At 47.7% G+C, this 25,349-nt stretch carries 23 protein-coding genes; 20 read left to right on the top strand and 3 right to left on the bottom strand.

Annotated elements, in window-relative coordinates; translation table 11 throughout:
- The first annotated feature begins 71 nt into the window (after positions 1–71).
- Complete coding sequence (locus FIT99_RS06610) at positions 72–758, top strand: hypothetical protein (RefSeq protein WP_140003555.1); 687 nt, start codon at positions 72–74, stop codon at positions 756–758.
- Between the two features lie 60 nt (positions 759–818).
- Here the strand turns inward: FIT99_RS06610 and FIT99_RS06605 are convergent, their stop codons facing one another.
- On the bottom strand, positions 819–1,622 hold the full coding sequence (locus tag FIT99_RS06605; RefSeq protein WP_140003554.1) for a pyruvate, water dikinase regulatory protein: 804 nt from the start codon (positions 1,620–1,622) through the stop codon (positions 819–821).
- Positions 1,623–1,651: 29 nt separating this feature from the next.
- Positions 1,652–4,024 carry a phosphoenolpyruvate synthase gene (gene ppsA, locus FIT99_RS06600; RefSeq protein ID WP_140003553.1) on the bottom strand — a complete coding sequence of 791 codons (2,373 nt, stop codon included), beginning with the start codon at positions 4,022–4,024 and terminating at the stop codon, positions 1,652–1,654.
- Positions 4,025–4,227: 203 nt separating this feature from the next.
- Here ppsA and FIT99_RS06595 point away from each other — a divergent pair, with 203 nt between their 5' ends.
- The 8 genes from FIT99_RS06595 to miaA all read left to right on the top strand — a co-directional run bounded on the left by FIT99_RS06595 (position 4,228) and on the right by miaA (position 11,544).
- Positions 4,228–5,202, top strand: coding sequence for a GHMP family kinase ATP-binding protein (locus tag FIT99_RS06595; protein WP_140003552.1), 975 nt, complete (start codon positions 4,228–4,230; stop codon positions 5,200–5,202).
- A gap of 119 nt (positions 5,203–5,321) precedes the next feature.
- A complete protein-coding gene (locus FIT99_RS06590) occupies positions 5,322–6,215 on the top strand; it encodes an NAD(P)-dependent methylenetetrahydromethanopterin dehydrogenase (protein WP_140003551.1) in 894 nt (297 codons plus the stop codon).
- Positions 6,216–6,235: 20 nt separating this feature from the next.
- Positions 6,236–7,321: an ATP-grasp domain-containing protein gene (locus FIT99_RS06585; protein WP_223261134.1), complete on the top strand. Its 1,086-nt coding sequence runs from the start codon at positions 6,236–6,238 to the stop codon at positions 7,319–7,321.
- Positions 7,287–8,261, top strand: a complete 975-nt coding sequence (mch, locus tag FIT99_RS06580; RefSeq protein WP_140003550.1) for a methenyltetrahydromethanopterin cyclohydrolase — start codon at positions 7,287–7,289, stop codon at positions 8,259–8,261. The genes FIT99_RS06585 and mch overlap by 35 nt, the downstream gene beginning before the upstream one ends.
- An 84-nt stretch (positions 8,262–8,345) precedes the next feature.
- Positions 8,346–9,257, top strand: a complete 912-nt coding sequence (locus FIT99_RS06575; protein ID WP_140003549.1) for an ATP-grasp domain-containing protein — start codon at positions 8,346–8,348, stop codon at positions 9,255–9,257.
- Entirely contained in the window at positions 9,254–10,114 is an 861-nt protein-coding gene (locus FIT99_RS06570) for a triphosphoribosyl-dephospho-CoA synthase (protein ID WP_140003548.1), read from the top strand. Before FIT99_RS06575 ends, FIT99_RS06570 begins: the two co-directional genes overlap by 4 nt.
- Positions 10,115–10,177: 63 nt before the next feature.
- Positions 10,178–10,549, top strand: a complete 372-nt coding sequence (locus tag FIT99_RS06565; RefSeq protein WP_140003547.1) for a 4a-hydroxytetrahydrobiopterin dehydratase — start codon at positions 10,178–10,180, stop codon at positions 10,547–10,549.
- Between the two features lie 47 nt (positions 10,550–10,596).
- Complete coding sequence (miaA, locus tag FIT99_RS06560) at positions 10,597–11,544, top strand: tRNA (adenosine(37)-N6)-dimethylallyltransferase MiaA (protein ID WP_140003546.1); 948 nt, start codon at positions 10,597–10,599, stop codon at positions 11,542–11,544.
- Positions 11,545–11,590: 46 nt separating this feature from the next.
- Here miaA and FIT99_RS06555 read toward each other — a convergent pair whose 3' ends face one another.
- Positions 11,591–12,886, bottom strand: a complete 1,296-nt coding sequence (locus tag FIT99_RS06555; RefSeq protein WP_140003545.1) for an undecaprenyl-phosphate glucose phosphotransferase — start codon at positions 12,884–12,886, stop codon at positions 11,591–11,593.
- 358 nt (positions 12,887–13,244) lie between these two features.
- Between FIT99_RS06555 and epsL the strand changes: the two genes are divergently transcribed.
- The 11 genes from epsL (at position 13,245) to FIT99_RS06500 (ending at position 25,348) form a co-directional block, all read left to right on the top strand.
- Complete coding sequence (gene epsL / locus FIT99_RS06550; protein WP_396652202.1) at positions 13,245–14,447, top strand: XrtB/PEP-CTERM-associated polysaccharide biosynthesis outer membrane protein EpsL; 1,203 nt, start codon at positions 13,245–13,247, stop codon at positions 14,445–14,447.
- Between the two features lie 39 nt (positions 14,448–14,486).
- Positions 14,487–15,311, top strand: a complete 825-nt coding sequence (locus FIT99_RS06545; RefSeq protein WP_140003544.1) for an EpsD family peptidyl-prolyl cis-trans isomerase — start codon at positions 14,487–14,489, stop codon at positions 15,309–15,311.
- 90 nt (positions 15,312–15,401) lie between these two features.
- On the top strand, positions 15,402–16,430 hold the full coding sequence (locus tag FIT99_RS06540; RefSeq protein ID WP_140003543.1) for an SLBB domain-containing protein: 1,029 nt from the start codon (positions 15,402–15,404) through the stop codon (positions 16,428–16,430).
- Positions 16,431–16,445: 15 nt separating this feature from the next.
- Positions 16,446–17,795, top strand: a complete 1,350-nt coding sequence (gene epsF, locus FIT99_RS06535) for a chain length determinant protein EpsF (RefSeq protein WP_140003542.1) — start codon at positions 16,446–16,448, stop codon at positions 17,793–17,795.
- Positions 17,796–17,838: 43 nt separating this feature from the next.
- Positions 17,839–18,705, top strand: a complete 867-nt coding sequence (gene epsG / locus FIT99_RS06530) for a chain length determinant protein tyrosine kinase EpsG (protein ID WP_140003541.1) — start codon at positions 17,839–17,841, stop codon at positions 18,703–18,705.
- 1 nt (position 18,706) lies between these two features.
- Complete coding sequence (gene xrtB, locus FIT99_RS06525; RefSeq protein ID WP_140003540.1) at positions 18,707–19,603, top strand: exosortase B; 897 nt, start codon at positions 18,707–18,709, stop codon at positions 19,601–19,603.
- Positions 19,604–19,611: 8 nt separating this feature from the next.
- On the top strand, positions 19,612–20,328 hold the full coding sequence (locus tag FIT99_RS06520) for an exosortase C-terminal domain/associated protein EpsI (protein ID WP_140003539.1): 717 nt from the start codon (positions 19,612–19,614) through the stop codon (positions 20,326–20,328).
- 18 nt (positions 20,329–20,346) lie between these two features.
- Positions 20,347–21,777, top strand: a complete 1,431-nt coding sequence (locus tag FIT99_RS06515; protein ID WP_140003538.1) for an MOP flippase family protein — start codon at positions 20,347–20,349, stop codon at positions 21,775–21,777.
- A gap of 7 nt (positions 21,778–21,784) precedes the next feature.
- Entirely contained in the window at positions 21,785–22,633 is an 849-nt protein-coding gene (locus FIT99_RS06510) for a glycosyltransferase family 2 protein (RefSeq protein ID WP_140003537.1), read from the top strand.
- Between the two features lie 72 nt (positions 22,634–22,705).
- Positions 22,706–24,115, top strand: coding sequence for an O-antigen ligase family protein (locus tag FIT99_RS06505; RefSeq protein ID WP_223261132.1), 1,410 nt, complete (start codon positions 22,706–22,708; stop codon positions 24,113–24,115).
- 12 nt (positions 24,116–24,127) lie between these two features.
- A complete protein-coding gene (locus FIT99_RS06500; protein ID WP_140003535.1) occupies positions 24,128–25,348 on the top strand; it encodes a glycosyltransferase family 4 protein in 1,221 nt (406 codons plus the stop codon).
- Position 25,349: the final 1 nt, after the last annotated feature.

Raw genomic sequence — 25,349 nt, 5'->3', positions numbered from 1 at the left:
TTAAGATGAAATTGTCAGTGCCTGCCTCGTCGCAGTGCGTTATACAAATCCGACAAGTGGAGTCAATCATCATGGAAATGACCAGAGAAGAAGAGGCGCAAAAAGCATACGTGAAGTTGCTGACTGGGCAAGGGGTAAGCCAGCGCGTATTGGTGCAGCGAGAATTCATCCTGATTCGGGTCAGTGCCTTTTTAAAAGACATCCCCTGTGATGGTAGCCATTATCGACATGCGGTCGATCGTTTTATTGCCAGCATTGACCCAGCTGAGATTCCTAGTATTTTGCCAGTGATTCGTGAGTTTTTCTCGTTTTGGGTCGGTGATATTAAAGCCATTGCTGCCATGAGTCAGGCCAAAGTGTTTAATGGCAGCACCCCCGTGGTGATGGTGGCACAGGACGAATTGTTTAAGCATTGGTACGATTTGGATAAAACGCCGATGACCAGTCACGAAACGCAAGTCATGGAAACCTTTGAGCAGATGACGCAAGTGCGCGGATTTGAGCCAGCTGTGTTTAAAGAGCGTATGCGCATGGCAAGATACTTACTCATGTCCTTACGCCATGTTTCCTTCAAACAGTCTCACAGCTATCGTCAAATGGTCGACAGAAACCTGCCTTTGTTCAATGCTTTGGGTTCACAACATACTTTTTTGAGTGTTGCACGTGAGTTCTATTATTTTTGGCGGGGCGACATGCTAAAGCCGCAGACGGCAATCAACAAAGGCACTTCTACGCGCGAAATGGCGATGGCCGCGTAGGCGTCAGCTAAAATCACAGGCGGCATCGAGGCCGTTAACGCATTTAAAAAATCGCCAGCCTTAGCGCTGGCGAATTTTTTGCATGATCAAGGCGGAGAGCTCTTCAATCGAGCGGCTGGTAGAGTCTGCCCAAGGGATGCCCGCAGCGCGCATCATGCTTTCAGCGATTTCAATTTCTTTGCGGCAATTATCGAGTGAAGCATAAAAACTGTCTGGGCGACGTTCATTGCGGACAGAATGTAAACGTTCCGCTTTAATGGTCAAACCAAAAATTTTATCAATGTTTTTTTGCAAGGCAGCGGGCAGGGCACCGCGCTCAAAATCCTCTGGAATCAGTGGGTAATTGGCGGCTTTGATACCAAACTGCATGGCGAGATAAATGCTGGTGGGGGTTTTTCCGCAACGAGAAACCCCGATTAGAATGACTTCTGCTTCATCTAAGCCAGAATTCGTCATGCCGTCATCATGATTCAGCGTGAAGTTGATTGCTTCCATGCGCTCATGGTAGCTATTCCCCATTGCACTGTAAGCAATGCTGGCGCCTGTGAGCGGCTCTTGATTGAGCTCAGAACCCAGCGGATAAATAAAACGGTGGAATAAATCGATAAAGTAGGCATTGGCCTGCTTAAGGTGGTTACGGTGTTCACCGTTGCCGACTGACATAATGACAATCGGGCGGATGCCGTCTTCGCCAGCGACTTTTTGAATATGCTCAAATGCGGCTTGGACCTTTTCGTCGTTGTCCGTGAAGGGCAGGCGCGTGGTAGTAAATTTGGTATTTGGAAAGTGCTCTAGCAACTTGCTCAAGGCGCCAGCTGTAATCCCCGTGCCATCAGAAATAATAAAAACAGAACGGTGATTCATGCGAACGCCTTGAGTTGATTGCTAAATATTTATTTTTTGGTCAAACGCTGCCAAGTTGCCACAACGGTGTCCGGGTTGAGCGAGACCGATTGGATGCCCTCAGCGACCAGCCATTCTGCAAAGTCTTCGTGGTCAGAAGGGCCCTGGCCACAAATACCAACGTATTTACCCAAACGGTTACAGGTGTTGATGGCCATTTTCAGCAGCACTTTTACCGCATCGTTGCGCTCGTCAAAACCGTCGGCAAGAATACCAGAATCGCGGTCCATGCCCAATGTCAGCTGCGTCAGGTCGTTAGAACCAATCGAGAAGCCATCGAAGTACTCCAAGAACTCTTCGGCCAACAGCGCGTTTGCCGGGATTTCACACATCATGATCAGGCGCAGGCCGTTTTCACCACGTTTGAGGCCATTGGCAGCCATGATTTCTGTCACAGCGCGTGCTTCGTCCAACGTGCGCACAAAAGGAATCATCAATTCCACATTGGTCAAACCCATCTCGTCACGTACTTTTTTCATGGCCTGACACTCCATGGCAAAGCACTCTTTAAAGTCTTCTGCCATGTAACGCGCCGCGCCACGGAAGCCAATCATTGGGTTTTCTTCATCTGGCTCGTAAATCTCGCCGCCGACCAGTTTTTTGTACTCATTTGACTTAAAATCCGATGTCCGCACAATGACTGGTTTTGGATAGAATGCCGCCGCAATCGTCGCAACGCCTTCAGACACTTTGTCGATATAGAATTGTTTGGGGTTCGCATATCCACGCGCACGATTCTTGATCGTGGCTTGAATGGCTGCTGGCATGGCATCGACATTCAGAATCGCTTTTGGGTGAATGCCAACCATGTTGTTGATTACAAACTCCAAGCGCGCTAACCCAACGCCATCATTCGGCGTTTGCGCGAATGTAAACGCCATGTCAGGGTTGCCCACGTTCATCATGATCTTGCACGGCGGTTTTGCTAAGGCGCTGTTTGATTGCGTGGATATTTCAAAATCCAAGGCACCGTGGTACACAAAACCGGTTTCGCCTTCAGCACAAGAGACGGTCACCATTTCACCATCACGCAATAAGTCGGTGGCGTTCACAGAACCAACAATGGCAGGAATACCGAGCTCACGCGCAATAATCGCCGCGTGGCAAGTACGGCCACCACGATTCGTCACCAGTGCGCTGGCGCGTTTCATTACCGGCTCCCAGTTAGGGTCCGTCATGTCTGCGACCAGCACATCTCCAGGTTGCACTTCGTGCATATCCGCAGGATCCAGCACGATACGCACTGGGCCGACGCCGACTTTTTGAGTCACCGCACGACCAGCGACTACTGGCACAGAAGAATGTTTTTGTAATTTAAACGTTTCAGTGATGTTTTTAGCCGCTTCTTGCGACTTCACTGTTTCAGGACGCGCTTGCAAAATGTACAACTTGTTATCCAAGCCGTTTTTGCCCCATTCGATATCCATTGGGCAACCATAATGCTGCTCAATGGTCATGGCGTAACCCGCCAGTTCTAAAATGTCCGCATCGGTCAATGAATAACGATTGCTTTCTGCGGCATCCACTTCAACGGTGCTGGTCGATTTGCCGGCCTGCGTCGCATCCGAAAAAATCATTTTGATCAGCTTGGAGCCCATGGTGCGGCGCACAATCGCTGGCTTACCTTGTGCCAGCAATGGCTTATGCACATAAAACTCATCTGGGTTCACTGCGCCTTGCACCACGGTTTCACCTAGGCCATAAGACGAAGTAATAAAGGCCACATCACGGTGGCCAGATTCGGTGTCAATGGTGAACATGACGCCAGCACAGCCAATGTCAGAGCGCACCATTTGTTGTACGCCGGCCGAGAGTGCCACATCGGCATGCACAAAGCCTTTGTGTACGCGGTAAGAAATTGCGCGGTCATTGTATAAAGAAGCAAATACCTCTTTGATGGCATGGCTGATGTTGTCCAAGCCGTGAATATTCAAAAAAGACTCTTGCTGGCCGGCAAATGAAGCATCTGGCAAGTCTTCTGCGGTGGCAGAGGAACGTACCGCAAAAGTCGTCCCTTGCGCAGATCTTTCGATCAGTTTGGCATAGTTTTCAGCAATCGCTGTTTGCAGTGCCGGTGGAAACTCCGCCTCCATAATCCACTGACGAATTTGTGCACCCACGCGCGCCAGTTCCTGCGTGTCATCGGCATTTAATTTATCAAGCAAGTCATTGATTTTTTTGTTCAATCCACCTTGTGCTAAAAACTCACGGTAGGCATCTGCCGTGGTTGCAAAACCAGTCGGTACGCGTACGCCTTTGGCGGAGAGCTGCGAAATCATCTCACCTAAAGAGGCATTTTTGCCCCCAACAGACGGCACATCGGTGTTTCGTAGATTCTCAAATGGAATAACATGACTTACCATATAAAACCCTTAATTATTTTAAAACTGGTGATAATCTATCGCGGAATGCGATGGATTGAATTCGATAAATAGAGGCTGTTTGCCTAACATCTTCTGATTATAGAACGGCTTTTGTAACGGTCATTATGCCAAAATCATGTTTTAATGTCACGTCACCATATGGGTGACAATTCATTTTTTTTAGCATCCTATAATAAAACGCCATGAAAGCAGTGATTCCCGCAGCAGATCAGGTGCGCGTGACCACCTACGGTCGCCTACATCTCGGTTTTTTTAATTTGAGTAATCAGCTACAACGCCAGTTTGGTAGCGTTGGCGTAGCGATTGATGCTTTTAAGACTGTGGTCAACGCGAGGTTTGGTCCTCCACAACAAGCGTTGGACCCATGGGCAGCGGCTATTTTGCAGCGTCATGTGTCTGCGACTCAAACAGACACCTTGCTGGATGTCGCCATACCACAGGCGATTCCACGGCACGGCGGTCTCGGTTCTGGTACGCAAATGGCGCTTGCCCTTGGCGCTGCGGTCAACGGCTTGCTGGGTCATTCCATTGACCCCGCAGAAATCGCCGCGATCCATCAGCGCGGTGCCCGATCAGGGATCGGTATTGCCACCTTTACCCATGGCGGTCTGGTGGTGGATGGCGGCCGTGCCGCCCACACCGTGGTGCCGCCGATGTTGGCACAACAGGCATTTCCCGCCGATTGGCATTTTTTACTGATCACAGATAGCAGTCATCACGGCTTGCATGGTCAAGGCGAAAAAACGGCTTTTAAACAACTGGTGCCGCCGTCCGTTGCGGCGACCCAAGCCATTCAGCAACAATTACTGAGCCAAGGCCTACCCGCATTGATTGAGCACGACTTTGCCGCATTTAGTGAGTTTTTGGGTGCGCTACAGCGCTATAACGCAGATTACTTTTCGCCGGCACAGGGGGGGGCTTATGCCAGTCAAGCGGTTGGCGAGATTCTCAACCGTCTAATAAAACAAGGTTATGTCGGCGCCGGGCAATCTTCTTGGGGCCCGACCGGGTTTGTATTGTTACCCTCGCGTCAAGTTGCGGTCGACTTGCAAATGCAACTGCTCGCCAATTACGCCGGGCATGCAGCGCTCGGCTTTTTGGTGACTGCGGCAATGAATCAGTCTGCCCAGATCGATATAAAAGTCGCTTCGGCTTAAATTTGTGGCAGATAATCTTGAAAAGTTATGATTTTCACGGTCTGCTCTTGATTTTGAACCTGCTTCGATGTGTGTATATTGGGAATAGCTATGATTAACGAACGGTTCCGGGGGGAATAATGAAAAAAACCAGCATTATGCATTTGTTTACAGCCGCAAAAAACGCCAGCCCATTTGATGTGAATATGGCCTTTGATGCCGGCTATGAAAAAATTATTTCTTACACCGACGTCACGCTTAATGAAATCGTGGCCTTGACCCAGGATGCCATTTTTTCTCGCAGCCCTAGTGGCTTAAAACAGCAGGCCTTGTTTTTTGGCGGTCGCGATATTCAAGTCGCATTAGAGATGCAAAAACAGGCGCGTAGTGCCATGTTTAAGCCTTTTGAATGCCACACCTTTTCTGATCCTTCTGGTGCATTTACTACCGCAGCCGCCATGCTGGCAAAAGTCGATTTTTATCTGCAAAAATCCGGCAGTGGTCTCGGTCAAGAAAAAGTGGCCATTTTTGGTGCCAGTGGCACAGTGGGCTCGACAGCCGCTTTAATTGCTGCCCGTCAGGGATCAACGGTATTAATGGTGGCGCATGCTGGACTCGAAAGCATGCAAACTTATGTCGATAAACTATCCGCCAATTATGATGTGAAGTTGCAAGTGGTAGATGGCAGCACTGAGGCCGCTAAAATCGCTGTGTTAAATGAAGCTACTGTGGCGTTGTGCGCGACGCCGGCAGGGATTCGTGTATTGGAACTGGCCCAGCTGGCAAAATCCAGCACACTCAAAGTGGTGGCCGACGTTAACGCCGTTCCACCTTCAGGGATTGAAGGTGTCGATACTTTCTCCAATGGCGGCTTTATTGAAGGCACGCAAGTGGCTGGCTTTGGTGCGTTGGCGATTGGCCAGTTGAAATACGTCACTCAAAACAAATTGTTGGAGCAAATGCTGCAAAGCGAAAGCCCGATGCATATTGATTACCACCAGGCCTATGAATATGCCTGTGCACACGTGGAATAAGCTGAGTTTTGCGGCTGGCCATGGTGTCACACAGCGCGCGTATTTATAGCCAGATGGCAAAACGCGAGGGCTTTACGGTGTTCGCTGTCGATGCGTTTCTCGATACAGACACGCGACTAGCCGCCGATTCAGCGTACCAATGGTCAGCGATGCTCGACCAGCCTTTGGACCACGCGATGCATGCTCTGATGCCTGCGTTGGATGCTTTTGAACCCGATGCCGTGTTGGTGGGATCGGGCTTTGAAGCGCATCCTGATGCTTATGCCGCATTATTTGCAGGCTATCCTGTGTTGGGAAATACGCCACAAACCATTGTGAACGTCAAAAATCCGCAATGGTTGAAGGCAACTTGTGAGGCTCAGGGCGTGCAATCACCCGCCATCAGCGTCACGCCGCCGACCGTTGGAGACTGGTTTACCAAGCAGGTCGGGCAATGCGGGGGAGGCCATGTCGAGCGCTGGCAAGCACAATCCATTCAAGACGCCTCAACCTATTGGCAGCAATATCAACCAGGCCAAGCGGTAGGTATTTTGTTTGTAGCGCATGCGGATACATACAATCTCATTGGCGTGCATGCACTCCATCAGCATGCAGGGAGTTACGCCTATGCCGGCGCATCGCGCTCGCAAGATGCTGCGTTGATCAGTGCGGCGCACCAATTGTTAGCGGCATTGTTGCCCGCATTAGGCCTCGTGGGTATCAATAGTATCGATGCCATTTGGGATACACAAACCTTGCACTTACTCGAGGTCAATCCTAGGTTAAGTGCCAGTATGCGTTTGTATATGCAACTACCTTTGATCCAAGCACACTTGAACGCCTGTGACCAACAAGCCTTACCTGCATTAAAACCACCAGAATTGTTGGCTAGCCATCGTATTTTATACGCCCGGCAAACAATAGATGCCAGTCAGTTAAACTTGCCTGATTGGCTAGAGGATCAGCCTGTTGGCGGCCATGTTGCTGCCGGTCAGCCGCTCTGCAGCGTTTATGCAGAAGGGCACACTGCGCGCGAAGTTGAGCAAACATTGCGCGATAAAAAAACACAATTACACACACTATGGGGGACTTATGTCTGTGAGCACATCGAATTCAACATCCATTAGCGTTCAGCAATACAGCGCACCGCTGGTTGCCGAACTGATTGCGAATGCGCCCGCACTGGGTTGCGCCGTGTCTACACACGAGAGTGGCGCGACCATCGTCGACGCCGGTATCCAAGTGCCTGGTGGCTTAGAGGCAGGCCGTATCATTGCCGAAATTTGCATGGGCGGACTGGGCAGTGTTGCCTTGCAGCATGTGCCACAATTTGCCCATTGGCCGCTCAGTGTGGTGGTGACGGCCAAGCAGCCAGTGATTGCCTGCTTGGGCAGCCAATATGCTGGGTGGGCGTTATCGCATGAAAAGTTTTTTTCGCTCGGTAGCGGCCCGGCGCGCGCCATTGCCCAACGTGAAGAGGTATTCAAAGAGATTAATTACCGTGATCAAGGCACACAAACGGTATTGGTGCTTGAAACTGACAAGATTCCACCGTTGGAGGTGATCGAGAAAGTGGCGAGGGATACTGGCCTAGCCGCGAACAAACTGACGTTTATTCTGACACCGACCCGCAGTTTGGCTGGTTCATTACAAGTGACCGCCCGTGTGCTTGAGGTCGCGCTGCACAAATGTCACACCTTGCATTTTGATTTGAATGCCATCGTTGATGGCTACGGCGTTGCGCCGATTCCTGCGCCTTCACCCGATTTTATTGTCGGCATGGGCCGCACCAACGATGCCATTTTGTTTGGTGGTTTTGTGCAATTGTTTGTGAACACCGATGATGCGGCGGCTGAGCAGTTGGCTACACAATTACCGTCTTCTGCCTCCAAAGATTACGGTCGGCCGTTTGCAGAGGTCTTTAAAGCGGTGAATATGGATTTTTACCAAATTGATCCGATGTTGTTCTCGCCGGCCAAGGTCAGCGTCACTAACCTTAAGTCCGGCCGAACATTCTTCGCAGGACAATTCAATGAAGTGCTTTTGAATCAATCATTTGGTGGATAAATTTAAATTTTTGCTTTAGCCACATAAGCACGGGTACAATGTGGCGCACACAGCGTGCCCGCGCCTTTATTCATAAGTTTTTCTATGCAAGTTGTTCCCATTTTTACTGACGAAGTCGCCCAAGCTGGCGGCTGGCATGGCCAGTGTTTGGCTGAAGCCTTTGCGCGTCGCGGCTGGCAAGCCCTGATGGTGTCTCTCGACAGTTGTCATGTCAGTATCAGCGAGCAACAAGTACAAGTGCATATTCCCGGTTTGACCCAACCCGCCCCCATGGCATTTGTGCGTGGCGTGGCTGCTGGCACCACCCAGCAAATCATCACCCGCATGAATCTTTTGCATACCTTGCAGCGCCAAGGCATGGTCGTTTACAACCATGGCCGCGCGATTGAAACCACTGTCGATAAAGGCCTAACCAGTCAATTACTGGCAGAGCAGGGCGTGGCAACACCGGCCACTTGGGTTTGTGAACACCGTCAGATTGCCCATCACTTGATGCAACAGGCGTTGGATGCGCGTAAAACGCTAGTCATTAAGCCGCTGTTTGGGTCGCAAGGCAAAGGCGTGCGCTTGATTGAGCATCGCCAAGCGTTTGCGTTGCCGCAGGATAGGTTTGTCGAAGGCGTCTATTATCTGCAAGAAAAGATTGATTGTGGCCCGTATCAGCATGATTATCGTGTGTTTGTGGTTCGTGGCGAGCCAGTGGCGGTGATGCGTCGGCAAGGCGACAACTGGTTGCACAATGTTGCAAGGGGCGCGCGATGCACACCGTGTGATGAGGCCGATGTGGCCGCGATTGGCGTCCGTGCGGCGCAGGCGATCAGCATCGATTATGCCGGGGTCGACGTCATGCGTGACAAACATGGCAAACTTTGGGTGATTGAAGTGAACAGTATTCCAGCTTGGCGCGGCTTACAGAGTATCACCGCGTTTGATATTGCTGATGTGTTGGTGGATGACTTGTTGGGCTTGGTGAGCAATCAGGCGGCGCAGCCATGATGGCGTTACTGCAACAGGCGTATCGTAACGCATGTCTCGCTGAGCTAGAAGCGCTCAAGCCAGGCAATGTGCACGTGTTTGCCGATGGACACGGCATGCAAGTGCAAGACTTTGTGAATAGCGCTGAAGTATCAGCGCCTGCCTTGTGTGATGATCAGCTGCTCGGACAGCGCACGTTTGGGCAACGCATTTTGCAGGCTTTGCAGGCCACCCATGCCAAGGTCGGTTGCAATACCAATTTAGGCATCATCTTATTGGCAGCGCCGGTGGTGCAAGCCTGTTTGCAATCTCCCAAGCAGGCGTTAGCTGCGGCGATACAACAAGTGTGTCAGCAATCTACCATCGACGATGCCACGCAAGTCTATGCAGGCATCCGTTTAGTCAGTCCGGCTGGCATGGGTCAGCGAGACGAGCATGATGTTTCACAACCGCCGCAGATTACTTTGATGCAAGCCATGCAGATAGCAAGCCCGGTCGATATGATTGCTCGCCAATACGTCGAAGGCTTTCGGGAGATTTTTGAGGCAGCGCTGCCACTGTATGACACCTGTCTGCAACGCTGGCAACGCCCAGCATGGGCGCTGACCGCAGTATATTTGTATTGGCTGTCTAGCTCCCCTGACAGTCACATTGCCCGTAAATTCGGCGCCACTGTCGCGCAACGTATACAACATGAGGCTGGCGATTATTACCAATCATTGTTGGCACTAGAGAATCCAAAACAAGCAATGCCGGCACTGCTGGCTTGGGATCATGCGCTCAAAGCGCAACGCATTAATCCAGGCACCAGTGCTGATTTAACGGTGATCACTGCGATGCTGGCCGCATTGCGGGCGCATCAACCAACGCTATTCTGACAGCCCAACGCGTGCGCTGAGGTATACTGTAGCGCTCTAGTCAAACATGTGCAGGAGCGCAAAATGACCGATCAGGTGCTCACCGAGCAAGAAATTCAACAACACTTTTCAACCTCTCTACCGCATTGGGTGTATGAAGACGGTTGGATTCGTCGCAAATACAAAACCAATAGCTGGAAGGGCACGCTGATGGTGGTGAATACCGTTGGTCACTTGGCCGAAGCCGCTTGGCATCACCCCGATTTAACCGTGTCGTATGCGTTCGTGATTGTTAAATTGTGCACCCACAGTGCCAAAGGCATCACCATGAAAGACATCGAACTCGCGCGAAAAATTGAAGAAGTTGTGCAATGGCAACCGAACGCCCAAGGTAATTCTGCGCTTGAAGGCACCCCGCAGAGTGACTTGCGCTTCAGTTATATCAAATATGATTAATTCGGGCGACCGCTGAGCCTTTCACCTTCGCTGATGCTGTTGTTTTTATGACCACCCATACTTTACCGCCTGCCATCTTTTTGATGGGCCCCACCGCCAGCGGCAAAACTGCGGCTACGATTGCGCTAAATCAGCGCTTTCCGGTGGATATTATTAGTGTGGATTCGGCATTGGTGTATCGCGGCATGGATATTGGTACTGCAAAGCCGGATGCCGAGACTTTACGTCAGGCGCCACATCATTTAATCGACCTGATTACGCCGCTAGAGCAATATTCAGCGGCGCAATTTGCCAAAGACGCCTTAGCTCTCATGCATGCGGCCACCGCACGTGGTCGAGTGCCCGTCTTGGTTGGTGGCACCATGCTGTATTTCAATGCCTTGCAGCATGGCTTAAGCAATTTGCCTGAGGCCGACAGTGCCATACGCGCACAAATCGAGTCTGAAGCTGCCTTGCATGGCTGGCCAGCCATGCACGCACAATTGGCCAGCATAGATCCGACCGTTGCGGCCAATATCCACACGACAGACTCACAGCGGATTGAGCGCGCACTGGAGGTCTATCGCATCAGCGGCAAACCCATGAGCGTACTGCGGGCACAGTCAGAAAAAACCGCATTGCCGTTTCATATTCTCAAGCTTGCCTTAATGCCCAGTGAGCGCAGTGTGCTGCATCAACGTATCGCTGAGCGTTTTCAGTTGATGCTCAAGCAAGGTTTTGTCGATGAAGTAAAACATTTGCTCCTCACTTACCCATCACTCACCGCAGATAGCCCCAGTATGCGCTGTGTCGGCTACCGGCAGGCCATGCAATATCTCAATGGCGATATTGATTTGCCCACCTTGGGTGAGCATGGTGTCTATGCCACGCGCCAACTCGCCAAGCGTCAACTCACTTGGTTACGTGGCATGGATGATGTACATGCGCTGGATTGTTTACGCCCCGATTGGGTGGATGAAGCCTCGACCTTGCTGCAACAACACATACAGGCGTAAAAAAACCGGACAGTGTCCGGTTTTTATTTAGGCTTCATACGTGCGTTTAGTAGGCACCATCTTGACCAACAATAGTGAGCCATGCGGTTTTAGCCACAATCAGCATATCCAGACGCGGGCTCCAGTTGCGCAAATATTCCAGATCATAATGCACACGTTGTTCCATTTTTTCTAAGGTATCGGTTTCGCCCCGAAAGCCATTCACCTGCGCCCAGCCGGTGATACCAGGCTTCACCTTGTGGCGCACCATATAGCCTTTAATCAGTTTACGGTATTCCTCGTTGTGCGCCACGGCATGCGGGCGTGGGCCCACCACACTCATGCGACCCTGTAACACGTTAATAAATTGTGGCAACTCGTCCAACGATGACTTGCGTAAAAAAGCACCCAACGGCGTAATGCGCTGATCATTCTTGGTCGCCTGGGTCACTGTCACACCATCTTCAGTCACCGTCATCGAACGGAACTTGTACACCAGAATTTCTTGACCATCCAAGCCATAACGGCGTTGTTTAAAAATAATCGGCCCAGGTGAGGTCAGTTTGACCCCCAGCGCGACGATGATCAAAATCGGTGAAATCAAAATCAATACAAACAGTGAGAACAAAATGTCTGCCGTGCGTTTGATTAGGCCGTCGACGCCGGTGAAGGGGGTTTCGCACACCGAGACTACCGGAATACCATTCACGTCAGATACGCGACCTTGAATCAAGTCAGTGACAAAAATATCAGGCACAAAATAAATCGAAGCCGTCGTGTCTTTTAAGTCATCCAGTAATTTTAAAATACGTGGATGGCTGGACATGGGTAGGGCGATATAAATGGTATGGATTTGATGGTGTTTGCAATACGCCGGAATATCAGTCAACGCACCCAGTACCTCGTAGCCATGTTCTTGCGGCACCCGATCCGGCGCGCGGTCTTCAAAAAAGCCAAGCACATTGACTCGGCTATATTCATCGGCTAGCAAGTTGTTTGCCACTGCCAAGCCTTGTTCATTGAGGCCAATAATCACCGCATTTTTAGTAGGCCCCTGCAAGCTGATAAATAAAGGCGACAGTTCTTTGAGCGCGGTCAGTGCCAAGATCTGCGCAATCGGGGTACCGATTAGCCATGCGTAGACAATTTCGGGGGTATACAAGGTGATGTAGCCAGTAATTCGAGCAAAAATCAGCACCATGCCGGCCAACAACACCCACTGGAAAATAACGTCTCTAGCCATTTTCCAAAAGCCCAAACGAATTTTCGCGCCACTTGGAAAAGTCACCGAAAACAGCAGAATGGAGGTAAAGAAGATCGAGATTGGAATACGGTCTTCAAAGTAGATAAAAATCCCCCACATAAAAAATACTAAAACGAGGGGCTCTACGATGGATTCGATGAAGTAAAGTGGACTTCGAGGGCCTGACGACAGTCCAGAGATGGTTCTGATAGGGGGTTTCATCGTTTTTTTCATAATTATAATTTAGTTCAATGTACTCAATTGAGTTTAACTAAATTAATGCTCAACAGCAATCGTCGAATGACTGAGGCTTGGCGACTGGTTTGTCATAAATCTGACTCGCCAATAGGGTTATACTAGGAAACTAATTAAATAAATATTATTGTGCTAGTTAAAAAGTTAAGTATTGGTGGCAATAAAAGCAGGTTTACAGGTTAGAATGTACTCAAATAACATCATTTGCTATTGCTAATAACACATGTCATTCCGCAAGCGATCAACTAAAATAAATATTAAACGACCGATTCGGTGCCTGTTTGCATTGACCCTAGGGGTGTTGCCCATCAGTGTTTTCGCTGATGAATATGACACCTTGCAATTCAATACATCGGTGAACCGCGCCTATGACAACAACCTGTTTCGGGTTAGAAACAACGAAACCTCAGATCAAATTACCACTTACACCGCTGGGGTTAAGCTCGATAAAACCTACTCTTTGCAGCGGTTTATTGCAGATGTTAATTACGTTGATTATAAATACCAAAACAGTGATTTTTTGAACTTTGATGCGATTAACTATGACGCGAAATGGTTATGGTCACTAACGCCCTCGTTGACAGGCAACTTATCCACTAGCCGTAACAAAAGCTTAAACGGGTTTAATGACTTTCGTTTGTTTACGCAAAACATTAGAACCATCGATATTAACCAATTTAGAGCGGAATACTCGCCTTATAAAGTGTGGGCTTTAATTGCAGGTTTGACTGAGACCAAAGTTCAAAACAGTCAAACCTTCAACGCTGTTGCACAATACAATGCGACTGCTTTCGATTATGGTGCACGATACAACTTTGCTTCTGGCAGTAATTTGAGCTGGCTAGGGCACAAACGCAACGGTGAGTTCGACCGGACTTTAAACACGACCTCGCTGTTTGATAATGGCTTTACTGAAGACGAATACGAGTTTGATTTTGTTCTGAAGCCTACCGGCAAAAGTAATCTGAGCAGCAAGCTGGCTTACCTGTCGCGGGAATATGATAACTTTTCTATCCGAGACTATAACGTTTGGATCGGTTTCTTAAAGTATGACTTGCTGTTAACCGGCAAAATCAGAGCCAACTTAGATCTATCCAGAACAGCCAGTCCTTTTGAAACGGAATACAGTACCTATAGCGTCACTGACTCAGCCAGTTTGGGTTTGAGCTATCTGTACTCTGAGAAACTTACTTTTATGCTTAATGGTCGCCTTGCGCAGCGAGACTTTAAGCAGGCGGTGCAAGCTGGTGTAGCTAACCGAGAAGACGATGAGCAAAGTCTTTCTGGCTCGGTGTCTTGGCGACCAATTAAAAGCATAGGCTTCACCTTAAGCTCTATCAAATCAAAAAGAAACGCGTCCTCGGCTTACAATAATTTTGATTACGATGACGTCACCACCAGCGTCATGGTCGATTTGAAGATTTGATAATTTTGAGCGGTAGCAGTGTTAATGACTGGAAAGTAAATGTTTCATAGGGTTAGCAAGCTTTCTTTGGTACTACTTCTGCTGTCAGGTTGTCAGCAGAGCGATGAAATGTCGGCCTCACAGGTGGTGGCAACGGTCAATGGTGAGCAACTCACCATGCCTCAACTGCAGGCTGAGATGACAAAACTGTCTGCAAGCACTAAAAATGCAGACACGGCAAAAAAAGTATTAACCAATTTAATTGACCGGCAGTTACTAGCGCAAGAGGCCGTCAAGTTGAACTTAGACCGCACACCGGAGGTGACTCAGGCGATTGAGTCCTCTAAGGCGCAGATTTATGCACAGGCCTACATGGCAAAAAAAATGGCCAAGTTGCCGGAGATCAGCGATGAAGCCGCGAGTGAGTTTTTAAAGGCGCACCCAGAAATGTTTGAGCAGCGAAAACTGTTTAAAACGGTGGATGTGACTTTTACGCATGATCCTGCACAATTAGATATCAAAGCGATGGAACAAGCCGTGACCACGCTATCGTCTTTAGAGGATACATTGCATGCCAAAAACATCGTCTATGACAAAAATAGTAGCCAGTTTCTGACGGATCGATTACCGCTGAGTATTTTGTCAAAAGTGAGTCATTTGCATCAAGGTGACTTAATGTATGTGCACAATGACCATGAAGTGATTGTGAAATCGATACAGGATATTATTGACGTGCCTACCAGCATGTCATCCGCGCTCTTGGTGGCAAAAAAAATGTTGGGGCAGCAGCAAAAGCAGGCTTATATTAAAAAAGAAATTGAGCGCTTGCAGAATTTAGCGGGTATTCAAGTCTTTAATGAAAAAATTGATTCGCAATACCATTAGTTAAACTGTTTACCCTGAATTAATTTTACGTAAAAGTTGCCGTAATATACAAATCTTTAAATCCAAAGTTACGAAAAGAGTTCATTGCTTATGAGAAAGTTTTTCCAATACTTAATCGCCGGACTGATCTTTGTATTAAGTCCATTAGCCCACGCGGACTATACCCTAGGTGCAGGAGACTATGTCAGAGTCATTGTTTATGGGGATGCTGAGCTCACGCGCGAAACGCGGGTCTCAGAGGACGGCGTACTGACGATGCCGCTCATCGGTGAAGTCAAGGTCGGCGGCCTGACCACCATCGAGAGTGAAAAACGCATTGCAGAGCAATTAAAACGTGGTGGCTTTATTGCCAATCCGCAAGTATCGATGTTAGTCCTTGAGTTTATGAGCAAGTCTGTCTCTGTGTTGGGCGGCGTGCCAAAACCAGGTCGCTATCCGATTACACGCCCGACAGATGTTAAAGATATTTTGGCTGAAGCAGGGGGCTTGGTGCCTGAGGCTTCAGAAATCATTACCTTGGTGCGTGGTGATAAACGCAGTGAGTATGATTTGAACGAAGTCATCGAGCGTCGTAACTTGAAAGATGAAGATATTCGTTTGGTCGGTGGCGAAACCGTTTACGTGAGTGTGCGTGATGTTGCGGTTGGTGGTCAGGTGTTACGTCCTGGAAAATATGGCATTCAAGGCGGTAACCGCAAAATTACAGACTTTATCGCTTTGGCTGGCGGCTCAAATGAGCTGGCGGGCGAAGTCTTGTTTTTTACAACACAACGTTCCGGTTCTTCAGTGACGCAAGAAGTGAATGTGGATGAGATCTTCCGTGCACCTGCAAGCGCACTCAACAAAGATGTGTTACCAGGTGATGTGATCTATGTGCCAAAAGCACCACAAGTATACGTCTATGGTGAAGTGCAACGTCCTGGCATGTTTAAAGTGGATAAAAACATGACCGTGATGCAAGCGATTGCAAAAGCCGGTGGCCTGACGATTCGCGGCACACAACGCTCCGTCAAGCTACATCGCAAAAATGCTGAAGGCCATGTGGTAAAGCAAACGCCAGACTTGTCAGCCGTTTTGCAAGACGAAGATGTGTTGTTTATTGAAGAAAGTCTGTTGTAATTTAAAGGGTTGACCATGAATTTTACGCAGTTAGTGCTGATTTTAAAGGCACGCTATAAGATGATTTTGTTGGTATCGGTCATTACATTACTGACGGCAAGCGTCGTGAGTTTGTTGTTTCCGAAAAGCTACAAAGCAGCCACCAGAGTGATCCTGAACTATAAAGGGGTGGATCCGGTGACTGGGATGGCGATGCCTGCCCAGTTGATGCCCGGTTACATGGCCACCCAGGTAGATATTATTCAGAGTAAAAATGTTACGCTGGATGTGATCAAGCGTTTACATCTGGCCGAGGTGAAGTCTTTGCAAGAACAATTTGCACAGGCCACTGCCGGCAAGCAGGCTGATATTAACGAGTGGCTGGCAGATTTGTTGCAACAAAAATTGATGATTCTGCCTTCAAAAGAGAGCAGTGTGATTAGCATTGGCTATAAAGGCGTAGACCCAGTGTTTGCCGCAACCATGGCCAACGCGTTTGCAGACTCTTATATCAACTTAAGTTTAAAGCTGAAGATTGACCCGGCCATTAAAGCTTCACAATACTTGTCAGAACAAACTAAAGTATTGCGCGAAAACGTGCAAAAAGCGCAAGACAAGTTGGCCGAGTATCAACAAAAACATGGCTTAACCAGCGTTCAGGATTCTTTCGACGTTGAAAGCTCAAAGCTGAGAGACTTGTCTACGCAATACAGCATGGCGCAGTCACAATCGATTGAAGCCAATTCACGCCGCAATGACGCGGCCAGAAACATGAGTGACTCGCCTGATGTTGCGCAAAATCCCGTGATTCAAAACATGCGTATGAGCTTGATTACAGCAGAATCAAAGTTGGCTGAGATGGGCCAGCGTTACAGCAAAAATCACCCGATGTACATTGCAGCAGAAGCCGAAGTGAACAAAATCAAGAGTCAGTTAAATACTGAAATTGATCGCACGGTGGTGAGTTTAGGCAACAGCGCCAGCATCAATTCAAACCGCTTAGGTGATTTGAAGTTCCAGCTGGAGAAACAGAAGCAAAGAGTGCTTGATTTGAATCGTTTCAGATCCGATTTGTCGATTCTTGAAAAAGAAGTGCAAATCGCACAAAACGCGCTGGAATCCGTAAACAACCGCTTTAGTCAAACAGCGCTTGAAGGTCAATCTACGCAGGGCGATATTTCTATTCTTGAAACAGCGGTTCCACCGTTAGAACCAAGTAACCCGAGCTTGTTACTGATCGCACCATTCTCGCTGATCATCGGTGGCCTATTGGGTTGTCTGTTCGCGTTGCTGGCAGAAATGCTTGATCGCCGTGTGCGCAGCAAAGACGATCTGTTGGCATTGGGTGACATTCCAGTGTTTGAATACAGCCTCAAGTCAGTCTAATGTTGACTTACCAAAACAATTTATCAGGCAAAAGTGATTGCGTATGAATATTATTGAATCAGAGAACAACACGCCCATGAAAACGGTTTCTTCCAGCATTGGTCATCTGTTGCTGGATATGGGAAAGATTACCGAAAAAGACGCTGAGCGCATCCTTAAGTTTCAAAAAGAGAAATCGATGCGTTTTGGTGAAGCCGCCATGGCGCTCGGTTTTGTCTCCATCGAGGATATCAATCAAGCCTTGTCTTATCAGTTTGATTACCCTTATATTTCCCCAGACAAGTCATCGTTCAATGCCAGTTTGATTTCGGCATTTGATCCGTTCTCTAAACAAGTCGAATCACTGCGTTCTCTCAGAACCCAGCTGATTTTGCGCTGGTTTGAGCGTGGTTTTAAAACCATTGCCGTGTCATCTGCCCGCGAGGCCGATGGTGCCAGTTTGCTTGCCTCTAACTTGGCGATTGTGTTCTCACAACTCGGCGAACGTACATTGCTGATTGATGCCAATCTGCGCGCACCTTCGCAGCACAAGTTATTCAAGCTCAACAACCATCACGGTCTGTCAGACATTCTGGTTGGCAGAGCCTCGACTGATGTTGTGGTGAGAATTCCATCATTGCTCAATTTAAGCATCCTCACGGCAGGGGCCACGCCTCCTAACCCGCAAGAGCTGCTTAACAAAGAGGCCTTGGATGAGTTGTTAAAAGTATTCGGTGAACATTACGACGTCATCATTATGGATACCTCACCGATTTTGCAGTCGTCTGATGCGCAAATCGTCGCAAAAAAAGTGGGTGGTGTATTGATCTCAACCCAGCAGAATCAAACCACAATCAGTGACACCCAACAGGCTTACGAAGCATGCCGTAGCTTGGGCATCGATGTGCAAATTGCCTTGAACGCAAGCTAGTATGTCAGCGACGACTATTGCGGCCCTGCCGCCATCCAATCAAAAAGTCTATGGCTATGTGGCTGTTTTAGTCTCGCTGTTGTGTTTGTATGTGCCGGTGTTTCATGACTTGTTTGTGACGGTATGGAACTCTGACACGCAATCGCATGGCCCGATTGTCTTGGCAATCGGGCTTTGGTTTTTTTATTTTAAAACCAAACAAATTTTAGAAAAACCGCAGACGTTTAAACCAAGCCCTGGCCTCGGCTGGCCATTGGTGATCCTTGGGGGTGGCCTATATGTGGTCGGCTACTCACAAAGCGTTTACATCATCTCTATTCTGTCGCTCGTGTTTATTCTGTGCGGCTTAATTTGCATTATTTTCGGCGCGAAAACCGCCGTTAAATACTGGTTTGCACTGTTCTTTTTCATCTTTTTGATCCCATGGCCAACCTCGGTGATCGATACCTTGACGCAGCCGATGAAAATCGCCGTCTCATACGCCGCTGACCATTTGCTGTATGCCCTGGATTATCCTATCGCCAGATCAGGGGTGATTTTGCAAATCGGGCAATACAAACTGTTGGTTGCCGATGCCTGCGCTGGGCTGAACTCTTTGTTTACGCTAGAGGCGATTGGCTTACTCTACATTAACGTGATTAACCACCAAGCGTTCTGGCGCAATGTGCTACTGGCCATATTGATTGTCCCAATTTCGTTTACTTCCAACGTATTACGAGTGTGCACGCTGGCCTTGATTACCTTTCACTTAGGTGATGAAGCAGGGCAGGGCTTTTTGCATAACTTCTCCGGCATGGTGCTTTTCTTGACAGCGCTGGTGTTGATCATCGTCGTCGATTCACTGATTCAAAAAATCGCTGAAAAATTCAAGTTGAAAAGCTTGTTGAGCCAAGAGTAACGTCCATTATGAAAGATTTATACTTAAAGCTGCCGCACGTAAACCTGTCTACAGGCTTGCCCTTGTTGGTTGTGGCTATCATCTTTTTTGGCTTGGCAACCTTGCTTAAACCGGATCATCACTACGCATCGCATGCCAGTGATTTTGAGCGGTCTATCCCTCGCGTGCTCGATGGCTGGGTAGAGGTACAACAATCTACCCCACAAGTCAGTGTTGTCAGTGATGAAAAAAGCCTGGTCAACGAGTTATACGACGACACTTTAATGCGCACCTATGCCGATCAAGCAGGGCATCAAGTCATGGTGGCATTGGCCTATGCCAAAGAGCAACGGCAAGACGTCAAAATTCATCAACCAGATATCTGCTATCCGGCCCAAGGCTACCAGTTACTCAAAAGCGAAACAGTGACGTTTGATGGATTCAAGCGCAGCAGCCCCGTTGTCGGCAAACGGCAGTTGTATCAAGGCCAAAATCATTTCGAGGCAGTCAGTTACTGGATTCGGGTAGGCGACCGCACCATGACCTCCGGCTTACAAATGCGTTTAAAAATTATTGAAGACGGATTATTAAATCGTCGGTTAGATGACGGTATTTTAGTGCGTGTTTCCTCTGCGATTGCAGACGAAAGCAAGCGTGCCGAGGCCTACGCCTTGCATGAAAAGTTTCTTTTAGAGTTTGCCCGCCAAGTAGAAAATCGCTCGCCAGGCTTACTTTTACCAAACTAAATATTAGACTGTCACTGAATGTCTGCTGTCTCAAACGCTAAATGGGTCGCCGTCTCCCAGATAGCTAGAATCACTTCGCAACTTGCCAATATCTTTGTATTAGCAAGAATTTTGCCGCCCAGTGATTATGGTCTGATGGCCATGGCGACAGTAGTGACCAATTTAGCATTATTGATTCGGGATCAAGGCACGTCGGCGGCAATTATTCAAAAAGAAGACTTAACCCACCACACGATCAACACCGTGTTCTGGTTTAACGTCATGGTGGGCGTGGTGATTGCGTTGATGATCGCGCTGTGCTCGCCCATCATCGCGGACTATTTTAAGCATGACGAGCTGATCGCTATTTTGGTCATATTGGCGCTAATTTTTCCGATCTCAAGCTCATCGATCTCACATCAGGCCTTGCTCGAGCGAGAATCTAAATTTAAAAAACTGGCGTTTATTGAGGTGATTTCTTCACTCATCGCCATGGTGGTTGCAGTGGCTGCCGCCCTCTATGGCGCTGGGGTATACAGTTTAGTGTTACAAGCCATACTCATGGCCTTGCTGTCGTCAGTGCAGTTATGGATGGTTTCAAGTTGGCGGCCACAAGGCAAACCAAGCTGGCAAGAACTGAAAACGTTATTACCGTTTACCGGGCACATGACTGCCTTTCAGCTGATTACTTATTTTTTTAGAAATGCCGACAGCATGGTCATCGGCCGCATATTAGGCGCCGCCTCGCTAGGGATCTACTCAATGGCGTACAAAGTGATGTTGTTACCCGTGCAAAACATTACCTGGGCTTCCTCAAGAGCATTGCTTCCGGTGATGAGCCGTCAGCAAAATGCACTCGATGAAATGGGTAAGCTTTATTTGCAAACCATCACTTTTATTGCTTTTTTAACAGCGCCACTCATGGCCGGCATTTTTGCCTTGCGCGAACCCTTTGTTGAAATCGCCTTTGGCCACCAATGGATACAAGTCGCCACGGTGCTAGCTTGGCTCACGCCGGTGGGTTTTGTGCAGTCGATTTCCAGCACCACCGGCACTGTGTTTATGGCACAAGCTAAAACGCGCCTATTGATGTGGTTTTCGTTGGCGAGTGCGTTAGTCCATGTCATCGCTTATTACATAGGCGCTGCATACGGGGTCACTGGCGTCGCAGAGTGGTACTTTTATGCCAGTGTCATTACAGGCGTTCCGTTAGTCATCAGCGCGGGTAAGTTGGTGCACTGCAGCCCACTTGATTTATTAAAATCCATATGGAAGCCAGCGGTTGTTGCGCTTTTAATGTGCTTATCAACCCGATATGCCTTCACCCAATTAAATAGCCATTGGGGCATGTCCGTCAGTTTTATCGTCGCCATTTCTTTTGGTGTCGTGTTTTATTTGTTAGTGAGTTATGTGTTGTTTCCATCCTTAATAAAGTCATATTTAGGCAAAGTTTTTAGCAGAAAGAATTGAATCGACCATGAGAATCTCTGTTTACATTCCAACAAAAAATAGAAGACAGGCATTAGAAAAGGCGGTTGATTCTGTACTCAACCAAACGCACCAAGATGTTGAAGTGATTGTTGTCAGTGACGGCTCGACCGATGACACCGAACAATACTTACAGCAAAAATCAGCCGCTGATCCGCGCTTAAAATTCTTCATCAAGCCCCAGTCAGAAGGCGCGCCTGCCGCGCGTAATCTGGCCATTAAAAGCGCCACGGGTGAGTTTATTACTGGGTTGGATGATGACGATGAGTTTTTGCCCAATCGACTGGCATTAATGCTCGATTATTGGCAGCTTTTAGAGAGACATGCTATTCATCCTTCTTGTTTATACACGCCGGATTTGATTTACAGAGATGGCAAAGAGGTTGCGCAATCGAAAAAATTAGGCAACGTCAGTTATGAGCAGTTGTTTGAGTTTAATCATGTGGGAAATCAGATTTTTGCGCCAAAAAGCACATTTATAGAGGCGGGATTGTTCGATGAAGCCATGCCAGCTTGGCAGGACATGGAGTTCTTTTTTCGAGTCTTACAAAAATTCGGTAAAGCTTCGTTGCTCGATATTCCCACTCAAATTATGGATGACACGCCGAGAACCGACAGAATTTCGATTAAATCCAGAGCCCGTTTGGAGCAAGCCTATAGCCGCTTTGTGAGCAAGCATTGCCAAGATTCAAAGCGAAATGCGCAACAACTGTTTTTGCAGATGTTCTCTCGTTACTACAACAATCGACCCAATTTTTCAGATTGGCTCAAGTTTATCAAATTAGGTTTTTGGCCAAAAGGCTTGTTAACTTTATTAGCGGCCACACTGAGAACTTAATAAGTTTCGCTCAAAGTTCATTCACTTAGTTTCAATGAGAAAAAGTCTGGTTAAACCGTGCCAAAGATGAATATGAATATCACTAAAGTATCGCTGATCTTGCTGGCAGCATTGTCCGCATTATTTTTTGGATTGGTTTCTTTACTTCTGACCCAGCTGGTTGGTGAGAATTATATCTATCTACTCAGCTTGCCCGTCGCCATCGTCATTGGTTTGACTTTCGTATTCGACCGCTATTTTTTCTTTCTGTTAGTGATTCTCTCAAGATCTTCATTGGATGTCGTGTTCAACACAATTAAACTTGGCAGCTTCGGTATTGGTGCGGTTTTAAATGCTTTAGTGATACTGATTGCCATCCTGACTCTTTTTGAGAAAAATGAGCCTCTACAGCAGGATGTTAGAGGGATCAAAAAGGCTTGGGTTATTTTTCTAACGCTATCTTGTTTGTCACTGGCCTATTCACCTGCCACCCTTCAAAGCATTAAGGTTTTTTTGATTTATGTTTCCTATGCTTCCATGTTTTTCCTGGGTATGAGGCTTGTGAACTCACAAAAAGATTTCGATAAGTGGATTAAAGCAGTCGCACTGTCATCCATTATCCCAATTCTTTATGGCCTTTTTTGTATCTTATTTGGTGGCAGAGGCTTGGCATTTAGCTACCAAGAGGGATTCCGTTTAAGGAGCACGTTCCCACACCCCAATCCTTTCGCACCTTATTTGGTGTTGATGATCACGATTTGCTTCTATATTTATAAATCAAAAATTACCGCGATAGGCCCCACTATTCGCAGATTGTTACCGTTCTACATACTGTTGCTCATTGGTATGTTGATTATGACTAAAACCCGGTCAGGTTGGGTTGCTTGTTATCTTTTCTTCTTTTTATATGCATTGCTACACGAGCGCAAATACCTGTTCATAGTGATCTTGGCGCCATTTTTAGCCTTATTGATTCCAGAGGTGCAGGAACGCGTTTTAGATCTCACCAGTGACAACGATTTTGGCTCCAGCGGTTATGGTCGATTGAACTCATACGCTTGGCGGGTGAAAATCTGGTCAGACAGTATCGCTTGGATGTCCAAATCTCACTATTTAACTGGGTATGGCCTGTATAGTTTTATTCACCACTCAACTAGTTTTGCAATGGCAAACGCCTTTGAAAAACAGGAGTTTGATATTAATGCCCACAATATTTATGTTCAATTGTTCTTTGAGCTAGGGATTTTCGGCCTGTTGGCGTTTCTGTATTTGATTTTTCAAGTATTGAAAAAGCTTCTAAGTATTTACCAATTCAATAAGTTACTTGTTTTCACAGTCATTGTGATCTTGATGGAATTTGCCTTTATGGGATATGCAGATAACCTGCTCGATTATCTCGTTTTTAACTGGTATTTGTGGTTTACGCTCGGACTGACATTGTCTGGTGCTAGACTTTTTGATACGAAAAAACCACTTGATAAAGTCATTCAGACTAACAAATAAAGAGTTTTCACGATGCAAATTGCCTATTTTACTAGCAGCTACCCGCGCGCCACTGACACCTTTATCCAACGCGAGGTGATTGGACTCAGAGCTTCAGGCGTTGAGGTGCTCACGAGTGCACTCAGGCAGCCTGAGGGCGCCAACAACGTGAGTCCTTTGATTTTAAATGAGCGCAAACAAACCACTTATTTTTTGCCCGCGAGCCCGTTAAAGCTGATTCAACTGAATGTTAAGTATTTGCTCAGTGCGACCTGCAGCTACTTTAAAACACTAAAGTTGGCTTTTAAAACGCGTCGACCGGGTGTAAAAGGTACGCTGTATCAGCTTTTTTACTTTCAAGAGGCATTGTTGCTAGCAAACTACCTGCAACAGAATAATGTGCAACATGTGCACAATCATTTTGGGGATAGCAGTGGCATGGTGACGATGCTTGCGAGTCAGTTGAGTGGCGTGGGTTATAGCGTCACCTTTCATGGGCCGCATATTTTTTTCGAGCCGACTTTGTTGGCGCTTCGCGAAAAAGTGAAACACGCCAAGTTTATTGTGTGTATTAGCAACTATTGCCGCAGTCAAATGATGCTTTTTTCTGATGCTGAAGATTGGCATAAATTACAGATTGTTCATTGCGGTGTAGATGTCGATCAATACCCCTATGCGCAAGTCAAAACACAGGCAGCCGCTGACACACCAGTAAAACTGCTTTACGTTGGCAGGCTGGCTGCCGAAAAGGGCGTGCCAGTGTTATTGCGTAGTTTAATTGCGCTTAAAAACGAAGGCCATCGCTTTCATTTGACACTTTTGGGCGATGGTCCAGAGCGTGCGGCTTTAGAAACTGCGGTGAAGCAACATGGATTGACACAAATGGTCCATTTTGGGGGCTTTGCTAGCCAAGAAACCGTACGCGACACTTTGCTGGATAGCGATGTATTTATTCTGCCTAGTTTTGCTGAAGGCGTGCCTGTCTCCTTGATGGAAGCCATGGCTTGCGGTGTGCCAGTCATTGGTACCAATGTAGGCGGGGTGACTGAACTGATCGAGCATTGTGTTTCTGGCATGGTTGTTGCACCATCCGATGAGGTGGCTTTGAAAAGTGCCATTTTATGTTACATCACACAACCAGAATTACGTGAAACCGTCCGTTCAGCTGCTCGCAACACAATTGAGAGTAACTTTAATTTTAAAGTTGAAGTGAATAAGCTTGAACATCTGATCAGGGAACAACTGCAAAGCTAAC

It is taken from the genome of Methylophilus medardicus (assembly GCF_006363955.1).
Classification (GTDB): domain Bacteria; phylum Pseudomonadota; class Gammaproteobacteria; order Burkholderiales; family Methylophilaceae; genus Methylophilus; species Methylophilus medardensis.
This window is presented reverse-complemented; position numbering and strand designations above follow the sequence as displayed.

Coding starts and splice junctions, on each gene's coding strand:
- FIT99_RS06555 (WP_140003545.1), bottom strand. CDS start 12,886: ATGTGGGGGATTTTTATCTACTTTGAAGACCGTATTCCAATCTCGATC.
- FIT99_RS06610 (WP_140003555.1), top strand. CDS start 72: ATGGAAATGACCAGAGAAGAAGAGGCGCAAAAAGCATACGTGAAGTTG.
- epsG (WP_140003541.1), top strand. CDS start 17,839: ATGAATATTATTGAATCAGAGAACAACACGCCCATGAAAACGGTTTCT.
- FIT99_RS06505 (WP_223261132.1), top strand. CDS start 22,706: ATGAATATCACTAAAGTATCGCTGATCTTGCTGGCAGCATTGTCCGCA.
- FIT99_RS06515 (WP_140003538.1), top strand. CDS start 20,347: ATGTCTGCTGTCTCAAACGCTAAATGGGTCGCCGTCTCCCAGATAGCT.
- FIT99_RS06590 (WP_140003551.1), top strand. CDS start 5,322: ATGAAAAAAACCAGCATTATGCATTTGTTTACAGCCGCAAAAAACGCC.
- FIT99_RS06605 (WP_140003554.1), bottom strand. CDS start 1,622: ATGAATCACCGTTCTGTTTTTATTATTTCTGATGGCACGGGGATTACA.
- xrtB (WP_140003540.1), top strand. CDS start 18,707: ATGTCAGCGACGACTATTGCGGCCCTGCCGCCATCCAATCAAAAAGTC.
- ppsA (WP_140003553.1), bottom strand. CDS start 4,024: ATGGTAAGTCATGTTATTCCATTTGAGAATCTACGAAACACCGATGTG.
- FIT99_RS06585 (WP_223261134.1), top strand. CDS start 6,236: ATGGTGTCACACAGCGCGCGTATTTATAGCCAGATGGCAAAACGCGAG.
- FIT99_RS06500 (WP_140003535.1), top strand. CDS start 24,128: ATGCAAATTGCCTATTTTACTAGCAGCTACCCGCGCGCCACTGACACC.
- FIT99_RS06565 (WP_140003547.1), top strand. CDS start 10,178: ATGACCGATCAGGTGCTCACCGAGCAAGAAATTCAACAACACTTTTCA.
- FIT99_RS06575 (WP_140003549.1), top strand. CDS start 8,346: ATGCAAGTTGTTCCCATTTTTACTGACGAAGTCGCCCAAGCTGGCGGC.
- epsL (WP_396652202.1), top strand. CDS start 13,245: ATGTCATTCCGCAAGCGATCAACTAAAATAAATATTAAACGACCGATT.
- FIT99_RS06520 (WP_140003539.1), top strand. CDS start 19,612: ATGAAAGATTTATACTTAAAGCTGCCGCACGTAAACCTGTCTACAGGC.
- FIT99_RS06510 (WP_140003537.1), top strand. CDS start 21,785: ATGAGAATCTCTGTTTACATTCCAACAAAAAATAGAAGACAGGCATTA.
- FIT99_RS06545 (WP_140003544.1), top strand. CDS start 14,487: ATGTTTCATAGGGTTAGCAAGCTTTCTTTGGTACTACTTCTGCTGTCA.
- FIT99_RS06540 (WP_140003543.1), top strand. CDS start 15,402: ATGAGAAAGTTTTTCCAATACTTAATCGCCGGACTGATCTTTGTATTA.
- epsF (WP_140003542.1), top strand. CDS start 16,446: ATGAATTTTACGCAGTTAGTGCTGATTTTAAAGGCACGCTATAAGATG.
- miaA (WP_140003546.1), top strand. CDS start 10,597: ATGACCACCCATACTTTACCGCCTGCCATCTTTTTGATGGGCCCCACC.
- FIT99_RS06595 (WP_140003552.1), top strand. CDS start 4,228: ATGAAAGCAGTGATTCCCGCAGCAGATCAGGTGCGCGTGACCACCTAC.
- FIT99_RS06570 (WP_140003548.1), top strand. CDS start 9,254: ATGATGGCGTTACTGCAACAGGCGTATCGTAACGCATGTCTCGCTGAG.
- mch (WP_140003550.1), top strand. CDS start 7,287: ATGTCTGTGAGCACATCGAATTCAACATCCATTAGCGTTCAGCAATAC.